The 18106-nt window shown below is 71.1% G+C and carries 17 protein-coding genes; 12 read left to right on the top strand and 5 right to left on the bottom strand.

The window, feature by feature from the left end:
* Positions 1 to 160 precede the first annotated feature (160 nt).
* Together RT91_RS16415 and moaA are read right to left on the bottom strand one after the other, a co-directional pair.
* Entirely contained in the window at positions 161 to 1273 is a 1113-nt protein-coding gene (locus RT91_RS16415) for a diguanylate cyclase (RefSeq protein ID WP_035188527.1), read from the bottom strand.
* A 231-nt stretch (positions 1274 to 1504) separates the two neighbouring features.
* Positions 1505 to 2491 carry a GTP 3',8-cyclase MoaA gene (gene moaA, locus RT91_RS16420; protein ID WP_007422938.1) on the bottom strand — a complete coding sequence of 329 codons (987 nt, stop codon included), beginning with the start codon at positions 2489 to 2491 and terminating at the stop codon, positions 1505 to 1507.
* Positions 2492 to 2678: 187 nt separating this feature from the next.
* Between moaA and RT91_RS16425 the strand changes: the two genes are divergently transcribed.
* A complete protein-coding gene (locus tag RT91_RS16425; protein ID WP_035188529.1) occupies positions 2679 to 3263 on the top strand; it encodes a DUF1013 domain-containing protein in 585 nt (194 codons plus the stop codon).
* Between the two features lie 109 nt (positions 3264 to 3372).
* Here RT91_RS16425 and RT91_RS20815 read toward each other — a convergent pair whose 3' ends face one another.
* Positions 3373 to 3540, bottom strand: coding sequence for a YdcH family protein (locus RT91_RS20815; protein WP_007422936.1), 168 nt, complete (start codon positions 3538 to 3540; stop codon positions 3373 to 3375).
* Positions 3541 to 3743: 203 nt separating this feature from the next.
* Here RT91_RS20815 and RT91_RS16430 point away from each other — a divergent pair, with 203 nt between their 5' ends.
* From RT91_RS16430 to RT91_RS16440, 3 genes are read left to right on the top strand one after another with little or no spacing between them, the layout of a single operon-like run.
* Positions 3744 to 3947 (top strand): YdcH family protein, encoded by a 204-nt coding sequence (locus RT91_RS16430; protein ID WP_007422935.1) that lies wholly within the window; start codon positions 3744 to 3746, stop codon positions 3945 to 3947.
* 20 nt (positions 3948 to 3967) lie between these two features.
* Positions 3968 to 4438: a 5-(carboxyamino)imidazole ribonucleotide mutase gene (purE, locus tag RT91_RS16435; RefSeq protein WP_162839081.1), complete on the top strand. Its 471-nt coding sequence runs from the start codon at positions 3968 to 3970 to the stop codon at positions 4436 to 4438.
* Entirely contained in the window at positions 4435 to 5580 is a 1146-nt protein-coding gene (locus RT91_RS16440) for a 5-(carboxyamino)imidazole ribonucleotide synthase (RefSeq protein ID WP_007422933.1), read from the top strand. Before purE ends, RT91_RS16440 begins: the two co-directional genes overlap by 4 nt.
* 25 nt (positions 5581 to 5605) lie before the next feature.
* Here RT91_RS16440 and RT91_RS16445 read toward each other — a convergent pair whose 3' ends face one another.
* Both RT91_RS16445 and RT91_RS16450 read right to left on the bottom strand, forming a co-directional pair.
* Entirely contained in the window at positions 5606 to 7174 is a 1569-nt protein-coding gene (locus RT91_RS16445) for a cisplatin damage response ATP-dependent DNA ligase (protein ID WP_035188531.1), read from the bottom strand.
* Positions 7171 to 8190, bottom strand: a complete 1020-nt coding sequence (locus RT91_RS16450; protein ID WP_408735342.1) for a ligase-associated DNA damage response exonuclease — start codon at positions 8188 to 8190, stop codon at positions 7171 to 7173. Before RT91_RS16450 ends, RT91_RS16445 begins: the two co-directional genes overlap by 4 nt.
* A 9-nt stretch (positions 8191 to 8199) precedes the next feature.
* Between RT91_RS16450 and RT91_RS16455 the strand changes: the two genes are divergently transcribed.
* Genes RT91_RS16455 through RT91_RS16490 form a run of 8 tightly spaced genes read left to right on the top strand, consistent with a single transcriptional unit; the run spans position 8200 to position 18035 of the window.
* Positions 8200 to 10674, top strand: a complete 2475-nt coding sequence (locus RT91_RS16455) for a ligase-associated DNA damage response DEXH box helicase (protein ID WP_051788341.1) — start codon at positions 8200 to 8202, stop codon at positions 10672 to 10674.
* A 28-nt stretch (positions 10675 to 10702) separates the two neighbouring features.
* Complete coding sequence (pdeM, locus tag RT91_RS16460) at positions 10703 to 11368, top strand: ligase-associated DNA damage response endonuclease PdeM (RefSeq protein WP_275470332.1); 666 nt, start codon at positions 10703 to 10705, stop codon at positions 11366 to 11368.
* Entirely contained in the window at positions 11368 to 12783 is a 1416-nt protein-coding gene (locus RT91_RS16465) for a deoxyribodipyrimidine photo-lyase (protein WP_011942372.1), read from the top strand. The genes pdeM and RT91_RS16465 overlap by 1 nt, the downstream gene beginning before the upstream one ends.
* A complete protein-coding gene (locus RT91_RS16470) occupies positions 12780 to 14060 on the top strand; it encodes an NAD(P)/FAD-dependent oxidoreductase (protein ID WP_035188543.1) in 1281 nt (426 codons plus the stop codon). The genes RT91_RS16465 and RT91_RS16470 overlap by 4 nt, the downstream gene beginning before the upstream one ends.
* Complete coding sequence (locus RT91_RS16475) at positions 14057 to 14821, top strand: DUF1365 domain-containing protein (RefSeq protein ID WP_011942374.1); 765 nt, start codon at positions 14057 to 14059, stop codon at positions 14819 to 14821. Before RT91_RS16470 ends, RT91_RS16475 begins: the two co-directional genes overlap by 4 nt.
* Positions 14818 to 16035, top strand: coding sequence for a cyclopropane-fatty-acyl-phospholipid synthase family protein (locus RT91_RS16480; RefSeq protein ID WP_011942375.1), 1218 nt, complete (start codon positions 14818 to 14820; stop codon positions 16033 to 16035). The genes RT91_RS16475 and RT91_RS16480 overlap by 4 nt, the downstream gene beginning before the upstream one ends.
* A gap of 12 nt (positions 16036 to 16047) precedes the next feature.
* Complete coding sequence (locus tag RT91_RS16485; RefSeq protein ID WP_035188551.1) at positions 16048 to 17358, top strand: MFS transporter; 1311 nt, start codon at positions 16048 to 16050, stop codon at positions 17356 to 17358.
* Positions 17355 to 18035 (top strand): metallophosphoesterase, encoded by a 681-nt coding sequence (locus tag RT91_RS16490; RefSeq protein ID WP_007422245.1) that lies wholly within the window; start codon positions 17355 to 17357, stop codon positions 18033 to 18035. The genes RT91_RS16485 and RT91_RS16490 overlap by 4 nt, the downstream gene beginning before the upstream one ends.
* Positions 18036 to 18106: the final 71 nt, after the last annotated feature.

Below are 18106 nucleotides of genomic sequence, written 5' to 3' on the forward strand. Positions count from 1 at the left end.
TCAGCCACAGGCCGGCCCGCAAGCCGCCGCGCCGGTTCCGCGCCCGCGGCCGCCACGCCGCCCGCGCGTCCGCCCGCCCCGCGCCGCCGCTTTTCGCGCCTGAGCACACCGCGCCCCGGCACGCCAATATCGTTACGATTTCAAAATGAGAATGGAGCGTTCAGCCGGCCCGGAGCATGGCCGGTCCCAATGCCGGCCGCTCGTCCTTCGCCCGGTACAGCCGCATATCCGCCTGCACCAGCAGGTCGTCGAGCGTGGCGCCGCCGGCCCCGGCACCGCTGATCCCGATGCTGACCGCGGCGGCCAGCCCGCGCGCGACCCGCGTCTGCGCGAAGGCAAGGCGGATCCGCTGCGCGATCGCCGCCGCGACCTCCGCCGAGCCGCCGACGATCAGGATCGCGAATTCGTCGCCCCCCAGCCGCCCGACCACGTCGCCTTCCCGCACGCTCTCCACGCAGATCCGGCCAAGCTCGCGCAGCAGCCGGTCGCCCTCGCCATGGCCGAGCGTGTCGTTGATTCCCTTGAACCCGTCGATATCCAGCACCAGCAGCATGCAAGGCGCCTCCCGCAGGCAGCGCTCCGCGCGTGCGGTAAAGCCGCGGCGGTTCAGCACGCCGGTCAGGAAATCGGTGCGCGCGACGTCGTGCAGGTCGTGTTCGCGCCACGAGCGGACCAGATGGCTGATCAGCAGCGCGTCGCAGAACATGAACAGCATGCCCTCGATCGCCGTGCCGTAGAGCCAGAAGCGGTACACCGCCGGGCTGCCGTAGAACAGCAGGGCGACCGCGCGCACGAGAACGAAGACCGCATGCCCGAACGTCGCCCCCGCCAGCGGAAGCCGCGCCAGCGCGCGGACCGGCGCCCGCAGGATCTCGGCCAGGATCAGTCCGAAAATCGCCTCGATGAACAGCGTCTGCGTCACCATCCGCAGCCACGGCGCGTCGTCGAAGGGCAGCACCGCGCTGACCGCCAACCAGACGACGCCGGGCAGCAGCACCTGCCAGGGCGCCGCGCGCCGCCCCCTCAGCCGCCGCGCCCCTGCCCACATGACGCCGAACCCGGCGAGATTCAGCCCCGGCCCCAACCCGTAGCCGAGCCAGGGCCAGGCCGCGTGCCCGAAAGCCACCGTCGCGATCCCGGCCGCCACGGTGAAATAGCTCAGGCTCCACCATTTCAGCGTGGCGCAGCCGGACAGCATTCCCGTGGCCAGCAGCAGGGTGCCGCCCACCAGTATCATGCCATCGAAGAACAGATAGAAAGATGTGAGCCCCATTCCCCGATGCCCAGGCGATTCAGCTTAGACCTGCCCAAATACAGGCCGAACGAAGGCCACCAATTCTTATGACCAGACTGAAAACATGCAGTTCTTAAGGAATTTTTATTATTTTGACCGAGTTCTATTTCCGAAGATCTCTATCCACGATCATATCGATTGTCAAATTTATTTCTCGTGACTCAAGAACAGGATGAAACCGTCCCACCGCGCCCGGCGAAGGCCCCCGGCCTATCCGCCGGTCACGCTCATGTGCCGGGCCACCGCCGGCGCCCGCCCGGCGCGGTCGATCACGAAATCATGCCCTTTCGGCTTGCGCGCGATCGCATCGAGGATCGCCTGGCGCAGCACCGCGTCATCGTCCGAGCCGCGCAGCACGGCGCGCAGGTCCGCCGCGTCGTCCTGGCCGAGGCACATGTAGAGCGTGCCGGTGCAGGTCAGCCGCACCCGGTTGCAGCCCTCGCAGAAATTATGCGTGAGCGGGGTGATGAAGCCGAGCCTCGTGCCGGTCTCGGCGACGTCGAAATACCGCGCCGGCCCGCCGGTCACGTAATCGGTCGGCGTCAGCGTCCAGCGCGCGGCGAGGCGCTGGCGCACGGTGGAGAGCGGCAGGTACTGATCGGTCCGGTCCTGGTCCACCTCGCCGAGCGGCATCGTCTCGATCAGGCAGAAATCGAAGCCGTGCCGGCCGCACCAGTCCAGCATGGCGTCGAACTCGTCCTCGTTCACGCCCTTCAGCGCCACGGCGTTGACCTTCACCCGCAGCCCCGCCGCCTTCGCCGCCATCACGCCGTCGATCACCTGCGGCAGCCGGCCCCAGCGGGTGATCGTGCGGAATTTCTCCTCGTCCAGCGTGTCGATCGAGACGTTCACCCGCTTCACCCCGGCCGCGACCAGCTCGTCGGCGAAGCGGCCGAGCTGGCTGCCATTGGTGGTCAGGGTCAGCTCGTCGAGCCCCTGGCCGATCCGCTGGCCCAGCCGGTTGATCAGCGCCATCACCCCGCGCCGGACCAGCGGCTCGCCGCCGGTCAGCCGCAGCTTGCGCACGCCGAGATCGACGAAGGCGCCCGCCAGCCGCTCCAGCTCCTCGAGCGAGAGCAGGTCCGCCTTCGGCAGGAAGGTCATGTCCTCCGCCATGCAGTAGACGCAGCGGAAATCGCACCGGTCGGTGACCGAGATGCGGAGATAGGTGATGGCGCGGCCGAACGGATCGATCATGTCTGTCATCTTTACTCTCGCGCCCGCAAACGCAAGTCCCGTTTCCGGCCGGCACCGGGGCGCAATGCGGCATTTCTCCGCCCGTGGCTTGACCCGGGCAATATCTCTGCACCATATGCACGGCAATATTAAGACGGCGTGTCCGCCGCGCCCGTCCGGCCGACCGCCGCTCTCTCTCTGAGGTATGATGATGACGCTGCCCCTGATGCCGAAGGCCACCGCCGTGTGGCTGATCGAAAAGACCGCCTTGAGCTTCGAGCAGATCGCCGATTTCTGCGGCATGCATCCGCTCGAGGTGCAGGCGATCGCCGATGGCGAGGTGGCGCAGGGCATCGTCGGCTACGACCCGATCGCCAACAAGCAGACCACCGCCGAGGAAATCCGCCGCTGCGAGGCCGACCCCAAGGCCCGCCTCAAGATGCTCGACGCCGCCATCCCCGGCGGCCGCCGCACCAAGGGCGCGCGCTACACCCCCGTCGCCAAGCGGATCGACCGGCCGGACGCCATCGCCTTCATGCTGCGCAACTACCCGCAGGTGCAGGACGCGCAGATCGTCAAGCTGCTCGGCACCACCAAGGACACGATCCAGAAGGTGCGCGACCGCTCGCACTGGAACAGCGCCAACATCAAGCCGCGCGACCCGGTGATCCTCGGCCTCTGCAAGCAGTCCGACCTGAACGACGTGGTCTCCGCCGCCAATGCCCGCGCCGAGCGCGACGGCGAGCCGGTGCCGCCCCCGCCCGTGCCCGAGAGCGGCGACGAGGCGGCCTGATCCCGGGACGACGAACCCGGACCGGAGATCCCGGCCCGGGCGATGATGTTCAGATGATCTTCATCGGCGCGGCGGCGTCCTGCCGCCGGTTTCCGGACTTCCGCGCGCCTCAGCGCGCCTGAATTCGCTCCATCTCTTCCTTGAGACGAAGTTTCTCCAGTTTGAGTCGGGCGAGATTGTCCTCATCCGGTCGCGGCCGCCGGTCCTCCTCCGTGATCCGCATTTCCAGGCCGGCGTGACGCTGCTTGAGGGATTCAAGTCTCGCTTGCAGGCTCATCCTCGACTCCTTTCCGAGTGTGGATCGTTGCGGCGCCCGCCTTCCGGTGCCCGGAGCGGGCGCCTGAAGCGAAACTAGTCCTGCACGCGGCGGTTGTCATCAGACTTTTACAAAAGTCATCCCGCCGAAATTCGCCCCGGCGCGGGGCGGTTGCGGCAAATCCGGGATAGGCCAGCCTCCCGCGCCTGTGCTAGAAGCCGACCATGCTGACCGACAAGGATAATCTGCTCCGCCAGCTGCATGGCCTGCGCAGCGAGCACCGGGACCTCGATTCCGTGATCGCCCGGCTGGGCGACCAGCCGACGATCGACCAGCTGCAGATCCAGCGGCTCAAGAAGCGCAAGCTGCTGCTGCGCGACCAGATCCTCCGCCTCGAAAGCCGCCTGATCCCGGACAGCATCGCGTGACGCCGCGCATCGGGATCATCATGGGCAGCCGGTCGGACTGGCCGACCATGCGCCACGCCGCCGAGACGCTGGAAGCACTCGGCATCCCCTTCGAGGCGCGCGTCGTCTCCGCCCACCGCACGCCGCTGCGCATGGTCGAGTATGCCCATGCCGCACGCGGCCGGGGTCTCGCCGCGATCATCGCCGGGGCCGGCGGCGCCGCGCACCTGCCCGGCATGGTCGCCGCCCTCACCCCGGTGCCGGTGCTCGGCGTGCCGGTGGAGAGCGCCGCGCTGAAAGGGGTGGACAGCCTGCATTCCATCGTGCAGATGCCCGGCGGCGTGCCGGTCGCCACCTTCGCGATCGGCAAGGCCGGGGCGATCAACGCCGCCCTCTTCGCCGCCGCCATGCTGGCGGTGACGGACAAGGCCATCGAGGCCAGGCTCGACGCCTGGCGCCGCGCCCAGACCGACAACGTGCCCGACCTGCCCGAGGACCTGCCCACAGAATGACCGGTTTTCCGCTTCCCCCCAACGCCACGATCGGCATCGTCGGCGGCGGCCAGCTCGGCCGCATGTCCGCCATGGCGGCAGCCCGGCTCGGCTATCGCTGCCATATCTTTTCTCCGGAACCCGACGCCCCGGCCTCGCAGGTCGCGGCCGCGACGACCCGCGCCGATTACGACGACAACGCCGCCCTGCTGCGCTTCGCCGATGCGGTGGACGTCATCACCTTCGAGTTCGAGAACGTCTCCGCCGAGGGGCTCGACCTGCTGGCCGACCGCCGCCCGGTCCGGCCGGGGCCGGAAATCCTGCGGATCAGCCAGGACCGGATCGCGGAGAAGAGCTTCCTCAACGAGGCCGGCATCGGCACCGCGCCCTGGGCGCCGGTGAGCAGCATGGCGGAGCTGACCGCCGCCATCGCCGCGATCGGCCTGCCCGCCGTGCTCAAGACCACGCGGCTCGGCTATGACGGCAAGGGCCAGGCGCTGATCCGCACCGAGGCCGAGGCGGAGATGGCTTTCGGCCTGCTGCATCCGAAGCCGCTGATCCTGGAAGGCTTCGTCGATTTCGCGGCGGAGGGGTCGGTCGTCGTCGCGCGCGGGGCGGATGGGACGGTCAGCGCCTTCGACATGGTCGAGAACCGGCATCGCGACCATATCCTCGACCTCACCCTGGCCCCGGCCCCGTTCGACCCGGCGGTGCGGGAGACGGCGCGGGAGATGGCGCGCCTCGTGGCCGAGCGGATCGGCCTGGTCGGGCTGCTGGCGGTGGAGTTCTTCATCGACCGCGACGGCAGGGTGCTGGCCAACGAGATCGCGCCGCGGCCGCATAACTCCGGGCACTGGACGATCGATGCCTGCCCGGCCAGCCAGTTCGAGCTGCATATCCGCGCCGTCGCCGGCCTGCCGCTGCCGCCGGCGATCCGCCATTCCGACGCGGTGATGAAGAACCTGGTCGGGCCGGAGGACATCGCCCTCTGGCCGCGGATCGTGGCGACGGCGGGGCTGATCCCGCATCACTACGGCAAGACCGCCGCGCGGCCGGGGCGCAAGCTCGGCCATGTCAACGTGCTGTTCCCGCATGGGGCGCTGCCCGGCGAATTCGGCATCCAGGCGGCGCTCGGGCCGCTCGCAGGCGGCACGGATCAGTGAAGCTGCCGCTCTCAAGCGGCCCGGACTAGCCGGGCAGGAGCAAACGCGCGGTCTCCAGCGTGTCCGCCTCGGCGGCCGGCTTGTCCTCGCGGATGCGCAGGATGCGCGGGAAGCGCAGCGCGATGCCGGATTTGTGGCGGGTGGAGCGCTGCGCCGCGTCGAACCCCACTTCCAGCACGATCGCCTTCTCCACCTCGCGCACCGGGCCGTAGCTCGCGACCGTGTGGGCGCGGATCCAGCGGTCGAGCCGTTGCAGCTCGGCATCGGTATAGCCGGAATAGGCCTTGCCGACCGGCACCAGCGCGCCCTCCGCCGTCCAGACGCCGAACGTGTAGTCGGAATAATAGGAGGAGCGCTTGCCGTGGCCGCGCTGGGCATACATCAGCACGCAGTCGAGGCTGAGCGGGTCGCGCTTCCATTTCCACCAATGGCCCTTGGGGCGGCCGGCGAGATAGGGGCTGTCGGCGCGCTTGAGCATCAGCCCCTCGATCGCGGCGTCGCGGGCGCCGGCGCGCAGGGCGGCGAGATCGTCGGCCGCGGCGAAAGGGATCAGCTCCGAAAGGTCCATCCGCGCCGGGGCGGTGCGGGCGAACCAGGCTTCGAGCCGGGCGCGGCGGGCATCGAAGGGCAGGCCCCGGAGGTCGGTTTCGCCCTCGAACAGCATGTCATACAGCCGCACGCCGACCGGGTTGGCGGCGCGGAGTTTTGCCGGAACGCTCTTGCGGTTGAGGCGCTGCTGGAGGTCGGCGAAGGGGGCGACCGCGCCGTCGCGGATGACCAGCAGCTCGCCATCGAGCACGGCGTGGAAATCCATCGCCGCGACGATTTCGGGGAAGGCGGCCGAGATGTCTTCCGCGCCGCGCGAATAGAGCCGGCTGCCGCCGGGGGTGGACACGAGCTGGACGCGGATGCCGTCCCATTTCCATTCGGCGCGATGGGCGGACCAGTCGAGTGTCGCGAGGTCGGCCGCCTCGATCGGGTGGGCCAGCATCGGCGGGCGGAAGACGGGGGCCGCACCGGGCGCGGGGCGCGGGGCGCGGCCTTCCAGCCAGTCGAACAGCGCGGTGTAGGGCGGCTCCAGCCCGTGCCAGACCTCCTCGATCTCGTCGGCCTCGACGGCGAATTGCCGGGCCAGGGCGAGTTTCGCCAACCGCAGCGAGGCGCCGACGCGCAGGCCGCCGGTGATCAGCTTGATCAGGGCGATCCGCGTCGAGACGTCGCTCGCATCGAGCCAGCCTTCGATCAGCGCCGGGATTTCGGCGCGCGGCGCCGCGCGCAGGGCGGCGACGAGATCGGGCAGGCCGGGCGGGGCCGCGCGCGCGGCCGGCGGCCAGAGCAGGGCGATGGTCTCGGCGAGGTCGCCGACGAAATCGTAGGAGAGCGCGAACAGCTCGGGATCGGTGCGGGCGGCGGCCAGTTCGCGCAGCACGGCGGGTTTCGCGCCGGGAAAGTCGAGCGCGCCGGCGATGGCGGCGAGCGCGTAGCCGCGCTCGGGATCGGGGCGGTGGGCGAAGTAATCGGCCAGGAGCGCGATCTTGGCGTTGCGCCCGGTGGTGTAGAGCAGGCGTTCCAGCAGGTCGGCGAAGGGTTTCATTCCTGCTCCGCCTCGTCGCCATAGCCGATCAGGCTGAGCGCGCGGCCGCGCCGTCCCATGAGCGAGAGCTGGCGCAGCAGGGCCGCCTCGGCGCCGTGGGTGACCCAGATTTCCGGGGCGGCGACATCCTCCACCGTGGCGAGCAGTTCGTCCCAGTCGGCATGGTCGGAGATGACGAGCGGCAGCTCGACGCCGGAGGCCTTGGCGCGCTGGCGCACCCGCATCCAGCCCGAGGCGACGGCGACCACCGGATCATCCAGCCGCCGCGCCCAGCGATCCGCCACCGCGGAGGGCGGGGCGAGGACGATGGCGCCTTTCAGCGCGTCCTTGTCGGCGACCGTGGCGGGGCGGAGATCGCCCAGGGGCACGCCGAGGGTTTCGTAGAGGTCGCAGAGTTTTTGCAGGGCGCCGTGGAGGTAGATCGGAGCGTCGTATCCGGCTTCGCGCAGCAGGGCGATCAGCCGCTGCGCCTTGCCGAGACCGTAGGCGCCGACGAGATGCGCGCGGGTGGGGAAGATCGTCATGGAGTGGAGCAGTTTCGCGATTTCCGCCGCGGCGTCCGGATGGCGGAAGACCGGCAGGCCGAACGTCGCCTCCGTCACGAACACGTCGCAATTCACCGGGACGAAGGGCGCGCAGGTGGGATCGCGCCGGCGCTTGTAGTCGCCCGAGACCACGGCGCGGCTGCCTTCATAGTCCAGCACCACCTGGCAGGAGCCGAGGACATGGCCGGCGGGGACGAGGGAGACGCCGACGCCGTTGATGCGGACGATCTCGCCCGGTGCGGCCGCCTGCTGCGCCGCGCCGGCCCGCGCCTCGCCCATCCGCACCCGCATGATCGCAAGCGTCTCGGCGCTGGCCAGCACATGGCGATGGCCCGGCCGGGCATGGTCGGCATGGCCATGGGTGATCACCGCGCGATCGACGGCGCGGGTGGGGTCGATGAAGAAGTCGCCCGGCACGCAATGGAGCCCTTCGGGGCGAGGGTGCAGCCAGGTTTCGGGATGCGGAGGCATGGCGGGAAGATGGGGGCGGATTGCAGGTTTCGCCAAGTCTGCCATGTCTGGCGCGTGACCGCCCTGCCCCACCGTTTCGCCGACTGGTTCGCCGCGCGCGGCTGGACGCCGCGGCCGCACCAGCTCGCCGTGCTGGACGCGGCGCGGCGGGGAAAAAACGCGCTGCTGATCGCCCCCACCGGCGGGGGCAAGACGCTGGCAGGGTTCCTGCCCAGCCTGATCGCGCTGGCGGACGATCCGCCGGAGGGGCTGCACACGATCTATGTCAGCCCGCTGAAGGCGCTGGCGACCGATATCGCCCGCAATCTCGAAGCGCCGGTGGCGGAGATGGGCCTGCCCATCCGCGTCGAGACCCGCACGGGGGACACGCCGGCGAACCGGCGGGCGCGGCAGCGCGCCCGGCCGCCGCACATTTTGCTGACCACGCCGGAGAGCCTCGCCTTGCTGCTCTACGATCCCGAGGCGGCGTCGCGCTTCACGGGGCTGGCGAGCATCGTGATCGACGAGGTGCACGCGCTGGCCGGGACCAAGCGGGGCGACCAGCTCGCGCTCTGCCTCGCCCGGCTCGCACAACTCGCGCCGGGGGCGGTGCGGATCGGGCTGTCGGCGACGATCGCGCATCCCGAGGCGATCCGCGCCTGGATCTCGCCGGATGGCCGGGGCGGGGCGACCGAGATGATTACGGGCGAGGCCGGGGCGGCGCCGGAGATCGGGATGCTGATCGGGCCGGCGCGGATGCCGTGGTCCGGCCATATGGGGCTGATGGCGGCGGAGGCGGTGCTGGCGCGCATCCGCGCGGCACGGATGACGATCGTGTTCGTCAACACCCGCGCCCAGGCCGAGCTGATGTTCGAGGCGCTGTGGAAGCACAACGACGAGACCCTGCCGATCGCGCTGCATCACGGCAGCCTCGCGGTGGAGCAGCGCCGCCGCGTCGAGGCGGCGATGGCGGGCGGAAAACTGCGCGCCGTGGTCGCGACCTCGTCGCTCGATCTCGGCATCGACTGGGCGGGCGTGGACCAGGTGATCCAGATCGGCGCGCCGAAGGGGGTGTCGCGCCTGCTGCAACGGCTCGGGCGGGCCAATCACCGGCTCGACGAGGCCTCGCGCGCGCTGCTCGTGCCCGCCAACCGCTTCGAGGTGCTGGAATGCGCCGCGGCGATCGAGGGGGTGGCGGCGCAGGATCTCGACGGCGATCCGCCACGGCCGGGCGGGCTCGATGTGCTGGCGCAGCACGTGCTGGGCTGCGCCTGCGCCGCCTCCTTCCACCCCGACGACCTGTTCGCCGAGATCACCGCCGCTTCCCCCTATGCCGCGCTGGCGCGCAAGGATTTCGACGACGTGCTGCGCTTCGTCGAGGATGGCGGCTACGCGCTCGCGGTCTATGAGCGATATCGGCGGCTGTTCCGCGACGCCGAGGGGGTGGTGCATGTCCGCAACGAGGCGGTGGCGCGGCGGCTGCGGATGAATATCGGCACCATCGTCGAGGCGCCGGTGCTGAAGGTGCGGCTCGGCGGCGGGCGCGGCGGGATCGTGCTCGGCGAGGTCGAGGAATATTTCGCGGCGATGCTCTCGCCGGGCGACACGTTCCGCTTCGCCGGGCGGTTGCTGCGCTTTCTCGGCATTCGGGAGACCAGCGTGCTCTGCGCCGAGGGCGGCACGGGCGAGCCGAAGATCCCGGCCTATGCCGGCGGGCGAATGCCGCTTTCGACCAACCTCGCCGACCGGGTGCGGCGAATGCTGCACACGCCCGCCACCTGGGACCGCTTTCCCGCGCCGGTGCGCGAATGGCTCGGCCTGCAGGCGGCGCGCTCGGCGCTGCCGGCGCCGGACGACCTGCTGGTGGAGACGTTTCCGCGCGGCGGGCGGTGGTATCTCGTGACCTATTGCTTCGAGGGGCGGCAGGCGCACCAGGCGCTGGGCATGCTGCTGACCCGCCGGCTGGAGCGGTTCGGCTTCCAGCCGCTCGGCTATGTCGCGACCGATTATGTGCTCGGCATCTGGTGCGCGCGCGAGCCGACCGGGATCGCCCGCCTGTTCGAGGAGGACCTGCTCGGCGAGGATCTCGAGGCGTGGATGGCGGAAAGCTCGATGCTGCGGCGCAGTTTCCGCAATGTCGCGGTCATCGCCGGGCTGATCGAACGGATGCATCCGGGCGGCGAGAAGAACCGTAGACAGATCACCATCAATACCGATCTGATCTACGATGTCCTCCGCAAGCATGACCCGAGCCATATTCTCCTCCGCGCCACCTGGGCCGATGCCGCGCACGGGCTGGTCGATCTCGCCCGCATCGCCGGCATGCTGGCCCGCGCGCGCGGGCGGGTGCATCACCGCGCCCTGCCCCGGGTCTCGCCGCTCGCCGTGCCCGTCCTGCTCGAGATCGGCCGCGAGCGCGTCGGCGGCGCCGAGGCCGAGGAGGCGCTGCTCGGCGAGGCGGAAGCCCTCGTCGCCGAGGCGATGGGGACGGACACTCTGGCCTAACGCACGCGCCTGTGAAATGACCGGCATCATGACTGCCGCACCGATCCACCGCGCCGCCGGGCGCTTCCTGCTCGATCCCGCCGGCGCCGTGTTCTGGCCGGACCGGCGCGCCCTGATCGTCGCCGACCTGCATCTCGAAAAGGCCTCGTCGATCGCCGCGCGCGGCGGGCTGCTGCCGCCCTATGACAGCCGGGCGACGCTCGATCGGCTCGCGCTGCTGCTGCGCCGCTACGCGCCGGAGCGGGTGATCGCGCTCGGCGACAGTTTCCACGACGAGGCCGGCCGCGCCCGCCTGCCGGCGGAGGAGGCTTCGCTTCTCGCGCGGATGGAGGCGGCGCATCGCTTCCTCTGGATCGAGGGCAATCACGACGCGGGCACGGGGCTTGCGGAACACGCGGAGTCGGGGGCGGTGTTCCGCCATGTGGCGGGGCCGGTCGCCGCCGGGCAGGTCGAGTTCTCCGGCCATTTCCATCCGAAGGCCCGGATCGCGACGCGGGCCGCTTCGGTGGCGCGGCCGTGTTTCGTGGCCGATGCCCATCGCGTGCTGCTGCCGGCCTTCGGCGCCTATGCCGGCGGGCTGGAGGTGACTTCGCCGCCGATCCGCGCGCTGTTCCCGCGCGGCGGGCAGGTGTTCCTGCTCGGGCGCGAGCGGGTCTATGCCTTTCCCCTCGCCCATGCCGGAAAGGCCGCGTGATGGCGACGACGCTGCTCTGGCTGCGCAACGACCTGCGCCTGGCCGACAACCCCGCCCTCGCCGCCGCGATCGAGGAGGGAAACGTGCTGCCGGTCTTCGTGCTCGATCCGGCGGCGGAGACGGGCGGGGCGTCGCGCTGGTGGCTGCACCATTCGCTCGCCGCGCTTGAGGCCGATTTTACCGCGCGCGGCGGGCGGCTGGTGCTGCGGCGGGGCGATGCGGCGGCGATCGTCCCGGCGCTGGCGCGCGAGATTGGCGCGGTCGCCGTCCATGCCGGGCGGGCGCACGAGCCCTGGCTGCGCGAGGCCGACCGGCGCGTGGCGGCGGCGTTGCAGGAAGCGGGGATCGGGTTTCACCGCCACCGCTCGGCGCTGATGTTCGGCCCGGAGCGGATCACCACCAGGACCGGCGGGGTGTATGGCGTCTATACGCCGTTCTCCCGCGCCTGTTTCGATGCCTTCGCGCCGCGCCCGCCGATTCCCGCGCCGGCCCGCCTCGCCGCCGCCGGCGATCCGGGCGGCGACCGCCTCGGCGACTGGGGACTTCTGCCGGTGAAGCCCGACTGGGCCGGCGGGCTGCGGGCGAGCTGGACGCCCGGCGAGGCCGGGGCGCGGGCGCGGCTCGACGCCTTCCTCGCCGATGGCTTCGGCGAGTACGACCGCCAGCGCGACCTGCCGGGGATCGCCGGCACCTCCGGCCTGTCGCCGCACCTGCATTGGGGCGAGATCGCGATCGACGCGGTCTGGCGCGCGGCGGTGGCAGCACCGGGGCGCGACGCGGCGCGGCAGACCTTTCTCAAGGAGCTGATCTGGCGCGAATTCGCCGCCTATCTGCTCTGGCACACGCCGGACCTCGCGACCCGGCCGATGAAGGCGCAATTCGCCGCCATGCCCTGGCGGGAAAGTGCGGCGGACCTCGCCGCCTGGCAGCGCGGGCGGACCGGGGTGCCCATCGTCGATGCCGGGATGCGCCAGCTCTGGCAGACCGGCTGGATGCACAACCGGGTGCGGATGATCGTCGCCTCCTTCCTGGTCAAGCACCTGCTGCTGCCCTGGCAGGCGGGGGAGCGCTGGTTTCATGACTGTCTCGTCGATGCCGACGCGGCCTCGAACGCGGCCTCGTGGCAATGGGTGGCGGGCAGCGGGGCGGATGCGGCGCCCTATTTCCGCATCTTCAACCCGGTGTTGCAGGGGCGGAAATTCGACCCGGACGGCGCCTATGTCCGCCGTTTCGTGCCGGAGATCGCCAACCTGCCGGACAAATACCTCCACGCGCCGTGGGAGGCGCCGGAGATCGTGCTGCGCGGCGCCGGCGTGCGGCTCGGGGCGAGCTATCCGCGGCCCGTCGTCGACCTCGCCGAGGGGCGTGAGCGCGCACTCGCCGCCTTCGCCGCGATCAGCGGGAAGGCGTCGTGAGCGGCGCGCGGCTGGCCGTGATCGGCGGCGGCATCGCCGGCATGGCGATGGCCTGGCTCGCGCGGGCGCGGCGGGATGTCGTGCTGTTCGAGGCCGAGCGCCAGCTCGGCGGCCATGCCGACACCCAGCATGTGCGGCTCGGCACGCAGGAGATCGCGGTCGATACCGGGTTCATCGTGCTGAACGACCGCAACTATCCGAACCTCGAAGCCTTCTTCCGCGAACTCGGCGTCGCCACCCACGACACCGACATGTCCTTCGGCGTGTCGATCGGCGGGGGCGAGCTTGAATATGGCGGCGGCTCGCTGGCGCAGCTCTTCGCGCAGAGGCGCAACCTGGTCCGCCCGCGCTTCCTGCGCATGCTGCGCGATGTGATGCGCTTCAACCGCGAGGCGCCGTCGCTGCTGCACGCGACCGGCGACGAATCGCTCGGCGCCTGGCTCGATCGCAACGGCTACGGCCGGGATTTCGTCGAGGATCACATCCTGCCGATGGGGGCGGCGATCTGGTCCGCCTCGGTCGAGGGGATGCGGGCCTTCCCGGCGCGGCATTTCGCCCGGTTCTTCCACAATCACGGCCTGCTGACGCTGAACGACCGGCCGCAATGGCGCACGGTGACCGGCGGCTCGCGCCGCTATGTCGAGCGGGTGGCGGCGACGCTCGGCCGGCGGGTGCGGCTTTCGGCGCCGGTGCGGCAGGTGCGGCGCGCGGAAGGGGGTGTCATCGTCGTCACCGATGCGGGAGAAGAAACGTTCGACGAGGTGGTGTTCGCCTGCCATGCCGACCAGGCGCTGGCGATGCTCGCCGACCCCGCGCCGGCCACGCGCGAGATCCTCGGCGCGGTGCGCTTCCAGCCCAACCGGGCCGTGCTGCATACCGACACGGCGCTGATGCCGCGGCGGCGGGCGGTGTGGTCGTCGTGGAACTATCTCGCCCGCGACGCCGCCGATCACGGCCGCGCCGTCAGCGTCACCTACTGGATGAACCGGCTGCAGGGGCTGCGCTCGGAGCGGCCGCTGCTGGTCAGCCTCAACCCGCTGGTCGAGCCCGATCCAGCGACGGTGCTGCGCGTGCGCGACTATGCCCATCCGCAATTCGACGCGGCGGCGATGGCGGCGCAGGAACGGCTCGGCGAGATCCAGGGGCGGGACGGGCTCTGGTTCGCCGGCGCCTGGACCGGCTGGGGCTTCCACGAGGACGGCATCGCCTCGGCCGCGCGGGTGGCGCGGGCGATGGGCCTGCCCGTATCCTGGCAGGGCGCGGACGGGGCGCCGTGAACCCACCCGGGATCTATGCCGGCGTGCTGCGCCATGTCCGCCACGTGAAGCCGCGCCGCGCCTTCGCCTACCGGCTCTGGATGCTCGACATCGATCTCGACGCGATCGACGATTTCGCCGCCGCAAGCCGCGTCTTCTGCCACAACCGCTTCGGCCTGATCGCCCTGCACGACCGCGACCACGGCCCGCGCGACGGCTCGGCACTGCGCCCCTGGGTGGAAGCGGCGCTGGACGATGCCGGACTTTCCGCCTTCGCCGCCCGCATCCGTTTGATCACCATCCCCCGTATCCTCGGGTATGCGTTCAACCCGATCAGCTTCTATGTCTGCTACGACCGGGAGGGCCGGCTCGGCGCCGTGCTGCACCAGGTGAAGAACACGTTCGGCGACCAGATCGGCTACCTGATCCCGGCACCGGCGGGATCGCCGATCCGCCAGCGCGCGGCCAAGCGCATGCACGTCTCGCCGCTGTTCGACATGCAGGGCGGCTACGAGTTCACCCTCACCCCGCCCGGGCGCCGCTTCGCGATCCGCATCGTCCACGGCGCTCCGGCGCCGCGGCTGACCGCCTCGATGGCGCTCATCCGCCGCCCCGCCACCGACGCCGCGCTGCTGCGCGAGGTGCTGCGCATGCCGCTGCTGCCGCTCAAGATCATCGCCGCGATCCACTGGCAGGCGCTGCTCACCCTGCTGCGCGGCGCGACCTTCCACCGCGAGCCGAAAGACGGCCACCCGCCGATCGTCCGAGGAGACCCCGCATGACCGACGCCACCGCCCTCTCCGCCCCGCCGCTGCCGCGCGACCGCAGGCTGCGCCTCGGCCTCGGCATCGCGCGGATGATCCGCGTGGGCACGCTGGAAGTGGTGCTGCCGGACGGCTCCGTGCACCATTTCGCCGGCGCCGCGCACGGCCCGGCCGCGACGATGATCGTGCGCGACGCGCGGATGATCGCGAGGCTCGCCTTCGGCGGCAGCCTCGGCCTCGCCGAGGCCTATCTCGATGGCTGGTGGGACAGCCCCCGCCTGATCGACGTGCTGCGCCTCGGCACGCTGAACGAGGAAAGCTGGGAGGACATGCTGCGCGGCAAGCTCTGGGCGCGGGCGGCGAGCTTCCTCGCCCACCGGCTGCGGCCCAACACGCGGCGCGGCGCGCGGCGCAACATTTCCGAGCATTACGATCTCGGCAACGATTTCTACGCCGCCTGGCTCGACCCCAGCATGACCTATTCCGCCGCCCTGTTCGCGCCGGGCCAGGCCGGGCTGCAACCCGCGCAGGACGCGAAATATCACCGGCTCTGCCGCGCCCTCGGCCTCGAACCGGGGATGCGGGTGCTGGAGGTCGGCTGCGGCTGGGGCGGCTTCGCCGAGATCGCGGCGCGGGACTACGGCGCCCATGTCACCGCCATCACCCTCTCGCGCGAGCAGCTCGCCTATGCGCGGGCGCGGATCGCGGCGGCGGGGCTGGGCGGGCAGGTGGAGTTCCGGCTGCAGGATTACCGCGACGTGCCCGAAACCTTCGACCGCATCGCCTCGATCGAGATGTTCGAGGCGGTGGGCGAACCGTTCTGGCCCGCCTATTTCGCCGCCCTGCGCGACCGGCTGGCGCCGGGCGGGCTCGCCGCGCTGCAGGTGATCACCATCGCCGACCGGTATTTCGAGGAATACCGCCGCAAGGCCGATTTCATCCAGCGCTATGTCTTTCCCGGCGGCATGCTGCCCTCGCCCACGCGGCTGCGCGCCGAGATCGCCCGCGCCGGCTTCGCGCTCCGCGACGCGTTCCATTTCGGCCAGGACTATGCCGAGACGCTGGCCCGCTGGCAGGACGCGTTCCAGTCCGCCTGGCCGCGGATCGCGCGGATGTCGCCGCAATATGACGGGCGGTTCAAGCGGCTCTGGGAATTCTATCTCGCCTATTGCGAGGCCGGGTTCCGCGCCGGGTGGACCGATGTCGGCCAGTTCCTGATCGCGCGGGGCTGATTGGCCGCGCGGATGACGCGGCGGAAGCGGCTGATCTATGCCGCCCCCGCCCTGCCGCTGGCCATGCTGGGCCTGCCGCTGCTGGTGATCCTGCCGGATTTCTGGGCCGGCGCGATGCGGCTGGATCTCGCGACCGTCGGCATCGTGCTGACCGCGGTGCGGATCTTCGACGTGGTGATCGACCCGATGGTGGGGCGGCTCTCCGACCTCAGCCGCTCGCGCTTCGGGCGGCGCAGGCCGTTCATGGCGCTGGCGATGCCGGTGGCGGCGGTGGGGGCGATCGGGCTGTTCTTCCCGCCCGCCGGCGCGGGGGCGTTCTGGCTGTTCGTGTTCTACGCGCTGGTGACCTGGGGGTGGACGGCGCTCTCCCTGCCCTACTGGGCGTGGGGGGCGGAGCTTTCGGAGGATTATGCCGAGCGGCAGCGGATCACCAGCCTGCGCGAGGGCGGCACCATCCTCGGCATCCTGATCTCGGCGCTGGCGCCGGTGCTGCTCGGCATCACCTCGCATGTCGGGCAGGCGCATCTGCTCGCGCTGCTGACGATCGGGCTGGCGGGGCCGGCCGTGGCGCTCGCGCTGATCGCCGTGCCGGACCCGAAGCCGGCGCGCGGCGCCGCGCCGCCGGCGGGGCTTGGTGACGCGCTGCGGCTGATCGGCGGCAATGCGCCGTTCCGGCGGCTGATCCTCGCCTGGGCGGTGAACGGGCTGGCGAACGGCCTGCCGGCGGCGCTGATCCTGATCGTGTTCGACAAGGTGCTGCACGCGCCCGATGCCTCGGGGCCGATCCTGCTGGTCTATTTCGCGGCCGGGGTCGCCTCGGTGCCGCTATGGCTGGCGCTCTCGGTGCGGGCGGGGAAGCACCGTGCCTGGACGATCGCGATGGCGGTCTCGGGCCTGGCCTTCGCCTTCGTGCCGTCCATCCTGCGCACGGCGCATCCGCTCATCTGGTTCGGCGTGATCAGCCTGTTCACCGGCGCCGGGCTGGGGGCGGATTTCACCATTCCGCCGGCGATCCAGGCGGATGTCGTCGATGTCGACGAGCTGGCGAGCGGGGAGCGGCGGGCCGGGCTGTATTTCGCCGCGGCGACGATGGCGCAGAAGGCCGGCAACGCGCTGGCGCCGGGGATTGCCTTTCCGCTGCTGGGGCTTGTCGGATTTTCGACCCACGGCCGGAACGGCGCCATGCAGATCACGCTTCTTCTCCTGCTGTATTGCGGCGTGCCCTCGGCGCTGAAGATCGCCGCCGCCGCGATCATGCGGCGCTTCCCGATCGACCGCGCGGCGCAGGAGGATCTCCGCGCGGCGATCGCGGCGCGGGCATGACGGTGCTTCTCCCCCCCGGCGCGAAACTCCGCGTGGTGGGCGACGTGCACGGCGATTCCACTGCCTTCGCCGCCGCCTGCGCCACGGAGCGCTTCATCGTCCAGCTCGGCGACCTCGTCGATGACGGGCCGGACACGCCGGGCGCGCTGCGGCTGATGTTCGGCCGGCTCGATGCGGGGCGCGGCCTCTTCCTGCTCGGCAATCACGACTACAAGCTCGCCCGCGCCCTGCGCGGCGACAGCGTGCAGGTCGGCGAGGCGCTGGCCGCGACGATCGCCTCGCTCGATCCGGCGACGGCGGCGCGGGCGGTCGAGGAGATCGGCCGGGCGCCGGCCTGGCTCGTCGCCGGGCGGGTGGTATTCGTGCATGGCGGGTTCGATCCGGCGATGCTGTTCATCCCGCCGCGGACGATGGCGGACAAGCGCGACCGGCTGCTCGCCCGCGCCCTCTACGGCCAGACCACCGGGCGGGTGACCGGCATGGGCAAGCCCGAGCGCGTGCTCGACTGGGTGCACCGGATTCCCGAGGGCGTGACGGTGTATTGCGGGCACGACCAGCGCAGCACCAACGGCCAGCCGCTGACCCTGGAAGGACGCGCCGGCGGGCGGGCGATCATGATGGATACCGGGGCCGGCAAGGGCGGACACCTGTCCTGGCTGGACATCGATCTGCCCTGATGTCCTGAACGCAGAACGAGGTGTCCCGATCTCCTGCACGGAGATCGGGACACGGGAAATTTAGTTCATCC

It is taken from the genome of Acidiphilium sp. JA12-A1 (assembly GCF_000724705.2).
GTDB classification, from domain to species: Bacteria; Pseudomonadota; Alphaproteobacteria; order Acetobacterales; family Acetobacteraceae; genus Acidiphilium; species Acidiphilium multivorum.

Bases quoted from the DNA above. Each gene is read 5' to 3' on its own strand.
- RT91_RS16465 (WP_011942372.1), top strand. From the start codon at position 11,368: ATGGCGACGACGCTGCTCTGGCTGCGCAACGACCTGCGCCTGGCCGAC.
- purE (WP_162839081.1), top strand. From the start codon at position 3,968: ATGGGCAGCCGGTCGGACTGGCCGACCATGCGCCACGCCGCCGAGACG.
- RT91_RS16490 (WP_007422245.1), top strand. From the start codon at position 17,355: ATGACGGTGCTTCTCCCCCCCGGCGCGAAACTCCGCGTGGTGGGCGAC.
- RT91_RS16450 (WP_408735342.1), bottom strand. From the start codon at position 8,190: ATGCCTCCGCATCCCGAAACCTGGCTGCACCCTCGCCCCGAAGGGCTC.
- RT91_RS16455 (WP_051788341.1), top strand. From the start codon at position 8,200: ATGGGGGCGGATTGCAGGTTTCGCCAAGTCTGCCATGTCTGGCGCGTG.
- moaA (WP_007422938.1), bottom strand. From the start codon at position 2,491: ATGATCGATCCGTTCGGCCGCGCCATCACCTATCTCCGCATCTCGGTC.
- RT91_RS16480 (WP_011942375.1), top strand. From the start codon at position 14,818: ATGACCGACGCCACCGCCCTCTCCGCCCCGCCGCTGCCGCGCGACCGC.
- pdeM (WP_275470332.1), top strand. From the start codon at position 10,703: ATGACTGCCGCACCGATCCACCGCGCCGCCGGGCGCTTCCTGCTCGAT.
- RT91_RS16445 (WP_035188531.1), bottom strand. From the start codon at position 7,174: ATGAAACCCTTCGCCGACCTGCTGGAACGCCTGCTCTACACCACCGGG.
- RT91_RS16415 (WP_035188527.1), bottom strand. From the start codon at position 1,273: ATGGGGCTCACATCTTTCTATCTGTTCTTCGATGGCATGATACTGGTG.
- RT91_RS16425 (WP_035188529.1), top strand. From the start codon at position 2,679: ATGATGACGCTGCCCCTGATGCCGAAGGCCACCGCCGTGTGGCTGATC.
- RT91_RS16440 (WP_007422933.1), top strand. From the start codon at position 4,435: ATGACCGGTTTTCCGCTTCCCCCCAACGCCACGATCGGCATCGTCGGC.
- RT91_RS20815 (WP_007422936.1), bottom strand. From the start codon at position 3,540: ATGAGCCTGCAAGCGAGACTTGAATCCCTCAAGCAGCGTCACGCCGGC.
- RT91_RS16485 (WP_035188551.1), top strand. From the start codon at position 16,048: ATGACGCGGCGGAAGCGGCTGATCTATGCCGCCCCCGCCCTGCCGCTG.
- RT91_RS16430 (WP_007422935.1), top strand. From the start codon at position 3,744: ATGCTGACCGACAAGGATAATCTGCTCCGCCAGCTGCATGGCCTGCGC.